The following is a 9,872-nucleotide window of genomic DNA, read 5'->3' as shown; positions in this document are numbered from 1 at the left end:
CCGCCGACCGAGAAAGACATTGGACTATGAGACACCGGGTGATCTGTTTTCAGCAGCCCTTGCCAATGGCATTTGAGCGTTGCACTTGAAATGCGAATGTAAGGCCGTCTGAAAGTTTCAGACGGCCTCACAATAACCACTTATTTATTACCGCGCATCAGTTCGAAAAATTCGTTGTTATCTTTGGAATCTTTCAACTTGCCCACCAAAAATTCTGTGGCTTCGATTTCGTCCATCGGATGCAGGAATTTGCGCAGCAGCCACATGCGTTGCAACTGGTCGTTCGGCACCAGTAATTCTTCACGGCGGGTGCCGGATTTGTTGATGCTGATGGCCGGGAACAGACGTTTTTCAGCCATACGGCGGTCGAGGTGCAATTCCATATTGCCCGTGCCTTTAAATTCCTCATAAATCACGTCGTCCATGCGGCTGCCGGTTTCAACCAATGCAGTAGCGATGATGGTGAGCGAACCACCCTCTTCCACGTTACGCGCCGCGCCGAAGAAGCGTTTCGGACGGTGCAAGGCATTGGCATCGACACCACCGGTCAAAATCTTGCCTGAAGTCGGCACCACGGTATTGTACGCGCGCGCCAAGCGGGTAATCGAATCGAGCAGAATCACCACGTCTTTTTTGTGTTCAACCATGCGTTTGGCTTTTTCCAACACCATTTCAGCCACTTGCACATGGCGTTGCGCCGGTTCGTCAAACGTGGAAGACACCACTTCGCCTTTTACGCTGCGGCTCATCTCGGTCACTTCTTCCGGACGCTCGTCAATCAGCAACACGATTAATTCAACTTCCGGATTATTGGCCGTAATCGCGTGGGCAATGTTTTGCAGCATCACGGTTTTACCGGTTTTCGGCGGCGCCACCAACAAAGCACGTTGGCCGCGACCAATCGGTGACACCAAATCAATCGCGCGGCCGGTAAGGTTTTCTTCGGCTTTGATGTCGCGCTCGAGCTTGAATTGTTTGGTTGGGAATAAAGGCGTTAAATTTTCAAACAAAATCTTGTGTTTGCACGCTTCCGGATCATCGCCGTTGATGGTATCCAAGCGCACAAGGGCGAAATAACGCTCATTGTCTTTCGGTACGCGCACGCTGCCTTCAATGGTGTCGCCGGTGTGCAGATTAAAGCGGCGGATTTGGCTTGGGGAAACGTAAATATCGTCAGGGCCGGCCAGATAAGAAGTGTCGGCGCTGCGCAGGAAGCCGAAGCCGTCGGGCAGAATTTCCAAAGTGCCCGAGCAGGTAAAGCTCTCACCCTGCTTCATTTTTTGGCGCACAATGGCGAAAACGAGGTCTTGCTTGCGTAAACGGTTGGCATTTTCGATGCCATGCTCTTCGGCCATTTCCAACAATTTGGAAATGTGTAATGTTTGTAATTCAGAAACGTGCATAATGAGTGATTTTGATAGAATTGAAGACGACGGATGCCGTCTGAAAGAATAGATCATGCCGTATGAAAGGCATATGCTGAAAGAAAATGGAATTTTAGGCGGTCAGGCTTTTCGTGTCAAATATTATCCGTATTTAGTCGGGATTGAGGATAGAAGGCCGTCTGAAAAACATGCTTTCAGACGGCCTTAATCTTACGCCTTAGCTTGCCAAGAATCTTTCAAGGTAACGGTTCGGTTGAATACCGGCTGTTCGGCGCTGTGGTCTTTGCGGTCGGTCACAAAATAACCGATACGCTCAAATTGCCAGCGGCTTTCGGGTGGCAAGGTAGCGGCCACTGGCTCGGCGTAGGCGGTGATTTCTTTCACCGATTCGGGATTCAGGAAATCGGTAAACGGCAGATATTCGCCGTCTTCGCCACGGATGGCATCGGGACGTGCTTCGGTAAATAGGCGGTCGTACAGGCGCACTTTGATTTCAGCGGCGTGTTCGGCAGATACCCAGTGAATCACGCCTTTGACCTTGCGGCCTTCGGGATTTTTGCCCAGTGTGTCGTGATCGATGCTGCATTTGAGTTCGGTAATGTGGCCGTCAGAATCTTTAACCACTTCATCGCACTTCATCACATAGCCATGGCGCAGGCGCACTTCACCGCCTAGGGTTAAGCGTTTCCAGCCTTTTGGCGGTTCTTCGGCAAAGTCGTCGGCTTCGATATAAATGGTTGGCGAAACCGGCACTTCACGTTCGCCCATTTCTTCGTGATTCGGGTGGTAGGCAGCGCGGCGGCTTTGGGTTTTGCCGGCTTCAAAATTGGTCAAGGTCACTTTCAACGGGTTCAACACCGCCATTAGGCGTGGGGCGGAATTTTCTAATTCTTCGCGAATCGCGCCTTCCAATACGCTCATGTCCACCACATTTTCTGATTTGGAAATGCCCACGCGCTTGGCAAACAGGCGCAAGCCTTCGGGGGTATAGCCGCGGCGGCGCATACCGGAAATGGTCGGCATACGCGGGTCTCCCAGCCGGATACATGGCCGTCTGAAACCAATTGGTTCAGTTTGCGTTTGGAAGTAATGGAATACAGCAATTCCAAGCGCGAAAATTCGTATTGGCGCGGACGGGTCGGATGCGGTGCGGGAATATTGTCGAGCACCCAATCATACAGCGGACGGTGTGATTCAAATTCCAGCGTACACAGCGAATGGGTAATGCCTTCAATCGCATCGGAAATGGCGTGGGTGTAATCATACATCGGGTAGATGCACCATTTGCCGCCGGTATTGTGGTGATGCGCACGGCGGATGCGGTAAATCACCGGGTCGCGCAGGTTGACGTTGCCCGCGGCCATGTCGATTTTCAGGCGCAGGGTTTTGCTGCCGTCGGCAAATTCGCCGTCGCGCATTTTGTAGAATAAATCCAAGTTTTCTTCCACGCTGCGGTCGCGGTAAGGGCTGTTTTTACCCGGCTCGGTCAGCGTACCGCGATATTCGCGCATTTCTTCGGCAGTCAAATCATCGACATACGCTTTGCCTTCTTTAATCAAACCGACTGCGTAATCAAACAGTTGGTCGAAATAATTCGAGGCATAACACGGCTCGCCCGACCATTCAAAGCCCAACCAGCGCACGTCTTCTTTAATCGAATTAACGTACTCGTCGCTCTCTTTTTCGGGGTTGGTGTCGTCAAAACGCAGGTTGCACAAGCCGTCATAAACATAAGCCAAACCGAAGTTCAGGCAGATGGATTTGGCATGGCCGATGTGCAAATAGCCGTTTGGCTCGGGCGGGAAACGGGTTTGAATGGCGCTGTGTTTGCCGCTTTGTAAGTCGTCTTGGATGATGGTGCGGATGAAATGGTTGTCCGCAAATTGTTCTTTATTCAGCATAAAATCGTCTTTATGAAAGATAAGGATTCAGACGGCCTGTTGGTCTTGAAAAGGCCGTCTGAAAAGAAATTTTGAAAAATGAATTGTACCTGAGATGGCGGATTTGATAAATCGTTTAGGCGCAAGGTTGAGTCGCTGCCAAGCAAGCATGGCGCGCATTCATTTCGTCTGACCACGCGGCCAATTCGGAGAATCCTTCCATGGTATCGGCTTGGGTCAAGGCGTTGCGAAAACGGAGAAAATCAATCGCGCACACGGCATTGAGTGTGCCGATATTCAATTCTGTGCCAAATGGCTGAATGGCTTCGGCCAACACCGGCAGCGTGCGCGTGTTGCGCTGCATAATCTGGGCATGGCGCGATTGCCACCATTCGGCTTCGGGACGCAACAGCTTTTCACCCACCATATCAATGGTGTTGTCGAGCATACCTGCGGCCAAATCGTGCAGATTCAAGATTGCCCAACGATTGTCACCTTGCGGATATAAGCTGTCGTTACTGCCGTGTGCATCAAGGTATTCGGCGATGACATTGCTGCTGTAAAGCCATGTGCCGTCATCGGTTTGCAACACCGGAATGCGGCCGAGCGGTGTATCGCGGTTGTGTTCGGCTTGTTCGGAAAACGCTGCGCCGCTGATGAGATGGGCTTCAATCTGCGCCTCCAAGCCGTGATAAGCGGCCACGGCACGCACTTTGCGCACATACGGGCTGGTATTGGAATACCATAATTTCATGTTCTGCTCCTAAGATGAGCGCGTAGGCGGCGTGAGCCATTCCACGCCGGCGCTGTCGAGAATTTTGCGCATATTATCGGCCGGCGCGCGGTCGGTAAACACTTTATCGAATTCGGTAATGCTGCCCAAGCGCACTAAGGCATTGCTGTTGAACTTGGTGTGATCCACGCCCAAAAACTTCACGCGCGCATTGTTCATCATCGCCTGCATCACGCTGACTTCTTTGTAGTCGTAATCCAAAAGCGAGCCGTCTTCTTCCACGCCATGGGTGCTCATCACCGCATAATCGACTTTAAATTGATTAATAAAATCCACAGTAGCCACGCCGGTCACGCCGCCGTCAATCGGGCGCACCACGCCGGACGTGATAATCACAATATAGTCGCTGCGTGAAGATGCCATTGAGGCGACGTAAATATTGTTGGTGATGATGCGTAAGTTTCGGCGCTGCTTAATCAGCGCGGCGGCCACGGCTTCCATGGTGGTGCCGATACTGAGAAACAGCGAGGCATTATCGGGAATTTGGTCGGCAATCAGTTGCGCAATGGCATTTTTCTCTTCCTGATGGCTGTTGCGCTTGCCTTGTTGCAACTCGCTTTCTAATACATCACCCAAAGTCGCCCCGCCATGATAGCGGCGCAACACGTTTTCTTCGCTTAATAAATTAATATCGCGGCGGATGGTTTGAGGGGTTACATCCAATTCTTTGGCCAATTGGTCGATCGACATGTAATGCTGCGCTCGCACCAATTCGATGATTTTTTCGTGTCTTTGGATTCGTGGTTTCATGGTATTCTCTTTTGTGTGGCCTGCCGTATTGTTCTTATGCAGAATATTTTTAGAATTTTGCCAAATTTTGCTAACGGCTTCAACCAAATGAGGAAAAAACCACCATCAAAAACGGCGCCGCCACATTAACGATAAAGCCGAAACTAATCGCCAGCGGCACAGCGGCCAAACCACCCGAGCTTTGGATAACCGGCAAAGTAAAATCCAAGCTGGTCGCCCCGCCCACGCCCACCGCCGCGCTCGGATGGCGGCGCATCAACATCGGGATAAACACCAACGCAAAAAATTCGCGCCCCAAATCGTTCAAGAGCATAATACTGCCCCACACCGCGCCGTAAGCTTCGGTCATCACCAGGCCCGACAAAGAATACCAGCCGAAGCCCGAAGCCAGAGCCAAGCCTTTCAGCCACGAGACATCTTCATTCAACGCAGCAAACAACCAACCGCCGGCCAACGACGATGCCATCATGATCATGGCCGTCTGAACGCCGCGCTTGTTAATCAATACTTGGCGCAAGCTCACGCCGCTGCCGTTCAACTGGATACCGATCAGCAACACCAGCGCCATCAGGCAATACATACCCAAGTTTTCAGGCGGCAGCCACACATCGGCCATCAGCTTGCCGAACACAAAACCCAAGGCCACGCAGCCGAGTTGCTTCACGCTGCCCGACAGGCTGACATTGGCTTTTTGGCCCGAACCTTTGGCCTGCCACGGAAAGCGGCGGTCAAACCACATCAAGGCCAGTAAATTCATGCCGATGGTGCAGGCAAACAATAATAAAGTCGTCAGCACGATGGTATTGAGTTGCGAACCCAAATTCTCCACGCGCGCGAGCGACACGCCGATTAAAAACAGCACGGCATACACCAGCACCACCAGCATTTTATCCACTAAGGCCAAATAAGGTTTGGGCAGGCGGATAAAAAAACCAAGAAACATCGGCACCAACACCGACAATAAGGTTGTCAAACTTTCCATTTTTTCCCACATCAAAGGCCGTCTGAAAACCTTTCAGACGGCCTCTCTTTGATTCATTAATGCAATTCGTTTTGCGCTTCGTGTTTGCCTTCCAAGCGCTCGATACAGCCGCCCAAGTGACGGCGCAACAGTTTCAACACCCGCGTGCGTTTGCCTGCGGCGAGCAAATCCAAAATTTCGCGATGCTCATTATAGGTGTGGCCGCTGGTGCGGTGGCCGTGGCCGTGGCTGCGTTCGCCAAATACCGCCACAATCAGCGATGAGCGGGCGCACAAGGTATTCATGATTTCAGACAATACATCATTATCCAACAGGCGCACCAATTCAACGTGGAAGGCATTGGCCAAACGGTTCCAGCCCACGCTGTCGCCGTTTACCGATGCTTCCGCTTCGCGCTCAATCATGTCATACATCGGTTGCAAACGCGTTTCTAAATCCGGCAATTCAAGCAGCAAATTGAAAATCATCGTTTCCAATTCGATGCGCGACTTATACACATCCTGAATTTCTTTCAAATCCGGCACATGCACGAAAGCGCCACGATTAGGCTGCAAATCGACAATTTTATCGTGCGCCAACAGCGACAAAGCGCTGCGTACGGTATTGCGTGAACACACCATCTGGCGGCACAAATCGGATTCGGTCAGCTTCTTGCCCGGCAACAAAACGTGGTCTGTAATGGCATCCAAAATAGATGCATAAACACGGAAAAGCTCGGAATCATGTCGCTCTTCCAAAATTAATGAAGACGTCGTCGGTGCAGTATTGGTTGCGTTATGATTTGATTTATTTTGATTATTCATTTGATTTTCCTAGCAATTTTACTTGCACAAACGGATTATTTATAATATTAATAAAATTTGTTGACAATTCAGAGCATAAATTGCACAATAACTCTAAAGAAAAGCCAAGTATTACAAGGCGGTTAAATAGAGAGAAAAGGTCCAAATCGGCAGATATATTCAAGATACAGCTTGAATATATCTGCTTTTTTGATGGGCGATTTGCAGGCAAATGTTGCGCCATACGGATTTAATCTGCCCTATCATGCTGTTCAGACGGCCTTTTACGCTATTTCGCCATGCGCGCCCTAACGAGCTATTTTACCTGAAAACGGCATTATTAATTCATTTTTAAATGAGGCCGTCTGAAAAATCCCACTGCCCTTTGCCACACCCCAGATTTGAGCTTTGCCCAAGATAGGGAATGTGCAAAGTCATCAGGCTTCAGCAACTTCAAAACTGTGCGTGACCTTCGCCGCTTTGCCCAACATAATCGATGCAGAGCAGTATTTTTCCGCCGACAATTCCACCGCTTTGGCAATTGCCGTTTCTTTCAAATCATGACCGATGACTTTGAAATGAATATGGATTTCGGTAAACACGCGCGGCGCTTCATCGGCGCGTTTGGCTGTTACCGTGGCTTGGCAATCGACTACTTTTTGGCGTTGCTTCTCGGCAATCATCACCACATCAATGCTGGAACAACCGGCCACACCCAGCAATAACATTTCCATCGGGCTGGCACCGCGCTTCACCGCGCCTTCCGCCGCCGCACCTTCCATCACCACACTGTGTCCGCCCTCAGTGGTGCCGACAAAACACATTCCGTCCAACCATTTTGATGTAACTTGCATATTCTATACTTTCTTAATAAGCGCCGCACTGGATTTGGATGCGGCTTAGATGTCGCGTATTGTAAACAATTCCATGCCAAATTACCAATGCTGCTAATGGTGTAATAATTTTTGATGCGCAAAAAGATGCTGCGCTTAAAACAACATCAGGCAATATTCTCGCCATGAGGTTTTCGTTTAAAGCATGATGTTATTAGGTATATGATGCTTCTTCATGAAATATCCATACTCAAGGCCGTCTGAAAAACAGATTTTCAGACGGCCTTTTACCATCACAATCAATCTTTATAAGCCCAATGGTTCACCGGCCCGTGACCTGCGCCGATGTTCAGCGGTTGGCTGATGGCGGCGGTGATGTAGTCTTTGGCGGTTTGCACGGCTTCTTCTACGGCAAAACCTTTGGCCAATTCGGCGGTAATACAGGCAGAGAAGGTACAACCGGTGCCGTGGGTGTGCGGCGTTGGGAAACGCAGGCTTTCCATTTCCACCACATCATTCGGTGTAAACAGCCAATCGGTGCAGACTTCGCTTTGGCTGTTGTCCAGATGGCCGCCTTTAATCACCACATGCTTCACGCCCGCTTCTTGCAGCAGCCGCGCGGCGCGTTCGGCATCTTGGCGGTTGTCGATTTTCACGCCGGTCAAGGCTTCGGCTTCGGGCAGGTTGGGCGTAAGCACATCGGTGCGCGGCAACAAATGTTTTTTCATTGCTTCCACTGCCGAATTGTGCAGCAAAGAAGCGCCGCCTTTGGCAATCATCACCGGATCGAGCACCATCTGGCCGAAACGGCAACTTTGCAGATTATCCGCCACACATTCGATGATTTCCGCCGTGCCGAGCATACCGAGCTTGAACGCGCGGATGTCGAAATCGTCGGCCACCGCTTTGATTTGCGCGGTGATGATGTCGGTCGGCACGAAATGCACGCCGTGTACGCCCAAGGTATTTTGTGCCGTTACCGCGGTCAGCACACTGGTGCCAAATACGCCGCGCATTTGAAAGGTTTTCAAATCGGCCTGAATGCCCGCGCCGCCGCCCGAATCGGAACCGGCGATGGTTAAACTTTGTACGAATGTTTCTGCCATTTTTATTCTCCTTAAATCGTTCAGACGGCCTTATTAAACATGCCGTCTGAAAAATTGTTTCAAAATATAATCATGCGTTTGTCTGTTCAGACGGCCTCAACACGCGCTTTGTCGGCCAAATCTTGCGCGCTCGTTATGGCTAAGCTGTCGATTAGCTTCACGCCAAACGTGCCGCTTTGGCGTTCATCCAAACCCTGTGCGGCGGCTTCTCCGGCAACGGCGTAAAAGGTGCAAGCGGCTGTGACCGCAGCCAAATCATCGCCCTGCTCCGTTGCCAAAAATGCCGCAATCACAGCACCGAGCAAGCAGCCTGATGCGGTAATCTTCGGAAACAGCGGCGTGTTGTTGTTCACGGCAAATGTCGATTGGCCGTCTGAAACATAATCCGTCTCGCCGCTTACCGCCACAATACATTGATATTTCTGCGCCACCGCTGCCGCAATCTGCGCCGCGTTGACCGCACCTTGCCCCGCATCCACACCTTTGCCCTGCCATGCTTCTCCGGCAATAAAACCAATTTCCGCCGCATTGCCCCGTATCGCTGCAAACTTAATTTTTTCAAGCAAACGCGCCACGGTTTCACGGCGCAACGGCGTCGCGGCCACGCCCACAGGGTCAAGCACCACCGGAATGCCACGCGCATTGGCCGCTTTTCCGGCGGCAAACATCGCCGCGATGGTGGATTGTTCCAATGTGCCGATGTTAATCAGTAAAGCATCGCAAATCGCCGCCATATCCGCCATTTCATCAGGCTCGTTGGCCATAATCGGCGAAGCCCCCGCCGCCAGCAAACCGTTGGCGGTGAAATGCGCGGCCACGGTATTGGTGATGCTGTGCACCAAAGGATTGCGCGCGCGCATGTGGTCAAGATAGGCAAAATTCATGATGGTTTCCTTAACAATCGTTCAGACGGCCTTGAACTTAACGAGGCCATCTGAAACTTTATCCAGACTGAAAAAAGCACAACCCGCCGATGCGCGGGTTGTGCCTTCATAGCAATCAATGCTTGTGATGAGTTTCCTACGCCAGTGCAAACTGTATCAGGTTCACGGGTATATTCTCAGCAGCATTGCAACCGCACCCCGACTCTAATCAATAAAATACCCGGCTATATTAGCTTAGATTATCGTGCCATGGCAATGTTTGGTGCATGGCGGATCAGTACGGTTATTTTCAACATAAACCTCACTTATTTGATCAGCCTTTATCGATTTTAGTTAAATAAACATCCATTATGTTAGCAAACGTTAAAATTTATATTGGGGGCTTAGGAAGCAAAAATATTAAATTGGGTTATTTCGAAGCATCTTCATTAATATTTTACCTAAATCTTCATGCCGGTGGTTAAACCTAAACTCCGT

8 protein-coding genes, 2 pseudogenes and 1 riboswitch are annotated in these 9,872 nt (G+C 50.6%); all 10 genes and pseudogenes read right to left on the bottom strand.

Features of this window, described 5'->3' with window-relative positions; all coding sequences use genetic code 11:
- Positions 1-140 precede the first annotated feature (140 nt).
- The gene (gene rho / locus CRG49_RS10940; protein WP_095503031.1) at positions 141-1,403 is read right to left on the bottom strand and encodes a transcription termination factor Rho; all 1,263 of its coding nucleotides are present in this window, start codon (positions 1,401-1,403) and stop codon (positions 141-143) included.
- A 192-nt stretch (positions 1,404-1,595) separates the two neighbouring features.
- Positions 1,596-3,286: pseudogene (locus CRG49_RS10935) on the bottom strand (glutamine--tRNA ligase/YqeY domain fusion protein).
- Positions 3,287-3,401: 115 nt separating this feature from the next.
- The gene (locus CRG49_RS10930; RefSeq protein ID WP_095503033.1) at positions 3,402-4,019 is read right to left on the bottom strand and encodes a glutathione S-transferase; all 618 of its coding nucleotides are present in this window, start codon (positions 4,017-4,019) and stop codon (positions 3,402-3,404) included.
- 9 nt (positions 4,020-4,028) lie between these two features.
- On the bottom strand, positions 4,029-4,808 hold the full coding sequence (locus CRG49_RS10925) for a DeoR/GlpR family DNA-binding transcription regulator (RefSeq protein WP_095503034.1): 780 nt from the start codon (positions 4,806-4,808) through the stop codon (positions 4,029-4,031).
- A gap of 79 nt (positions 4,809-4,887) precedes the next feature.
- Positions 4,888-5,790: a lysine exporter LysO family protein gene (locus CRG49_RS10920; RefSeq protein WP_095503039.1), complete on the bottom strand. Its 903-nt coding sequence runs from the start codon at positions 5,788-5,790 to the stop codon at positions 4,888-4,890.
- Positions 5,791-5,846: 56 nt separating this feature from the next.
- A complete protein-coding gene (locus CRG49_RS10915) occupies positions 5,847-6,593 on the bottom strand; it encodes a GntR family transcriptional regulator (protein ID WP_095503035.1) in 747 nt (248 codons plus the stop codon).
- A gap of 416 nt (positions 6,594-7,009) precedes the next feature.
- Positions 7,010-7,426, bottom strand: coding sequence for an OsmC family protein (locus tag CRG49_RS10910; RefSeq protein WP_095503036.1), 417 nt, complete (start codon positions 7,424-7,426; stop codon positions 7,010-7,012).
- A gap of 278 nt (positions 7,427-7,704) precedes the next feature.
- Positions 7,705-8,511, bottom strand: coding sequence for a bifunctional hydroxymethylpyrimidine kinase/phosphomethylpyrimidine kinase (thiD, locus tag CRG49_RS10905; RefSeq protein ID WP_095503037.1), 807 nt, complete (start codon positions 8,509-8,511; stop codon positions 7,705-7,707).
- An 86-nt stretch (positions 8,512-8,597) separates the two neighbouring features.
- Entirely contained in the window at positions 8,598-9,395 is a 798-nt protein-coding gene (thiM, locus tag CRG49_RS10900) for a hydroxyethylthiazole kinase (RefSeq protein ID WP_095503038.1), read from the bottom strand.
- 116 nt (positions 9,396-9,511) lie between these two features.
- A riboswitch (TPP riboswitch) is annotated at positions 9,512-9,606 on the bottom strand.
- A gap of 188 nt (positions 9,607-9,794) precedes the next feature.
- Positions 9,795-9,872, bottom strand: a pseudogene (locus CRG49_RS10895) (IS1595 family transposase); the annotation flags it as partial.

The sequence above is a fragment of the Neisseria sp. N95_16 genome (assembly GCF_002551535.2).
GTDB classification, from domain to species: Bacteria; Pseudomonadota; Gammaproteobacteria; order Burkholderiales; family Neisseriaceae; genus Neisseria; species Neisseria brasiliensis.
Note: the sequence above shows the minus strand (reverse complement) of the source record. Positions and strands in the feature narration are given on the sequence as shown.

What these genes read in the sequence shown, in the direction of transcription:
- rho (WP_095503031.1), bottom strand. Translation starts at nt 1,403, where the DNA reads ATGCACGTTTCTGAATTACAAACATTACACATTTCCAAATTGTTGGAA.
- CRG49_RS10930 (WP_095503033.1), bottom strand. Translation starts at nt 4,019, where the DNA reads ATGAAATTATGGTATTCCAATACCAGCCCGTATGTGCGCAAAGTGCGT.
- CRG49_RS10925 (WP_095503034.1), bottom strand. Translation starts at nt 4,808, where the DNA reads ATGAAACCACGAATCCAAAGACACGAAAAAATCATCGAATTGGTGCGA.
- CRG49_RS10920 (WP_095503039.1), bottom strand. Translation starts at nt 5,790, where the DNA reads ATGGAAAGTTTGACAACCTTATTGTCGGTGTTGGTGCCGATGTTTCTT.
- CRG49_RS10915 (WP_095503035.1), bottom strand. Translation starts at nt 6,593, where the DNA reads ATGAATAATCAAAATAAATCAAATCATAACGCAACCAATACTGCACCG.
- CRG49_RS10910 (WP_095503036.1), bottom strand. Translation starts at nt 7,426, where the DNA reads ATGCAAGTTACATCAAAATGGTTGGACGGAATGTGTTTTGTCGGCACC.
- thiD (WP_095503037.1), bottom strand. Translation starts at nt 8,511, where the DNA reads ATGGCAGAAACATTCGTACAAAGTTTAACCATCGCCGGTTCCGATTCG.
- thiM (WP_095503038.1), bottom strand. Translation starts at nt 9,395, where the DNA reads ATGAATTTTGCCTATCTTGACCACATGCGCGCGCGCAATCCTTTGGTG.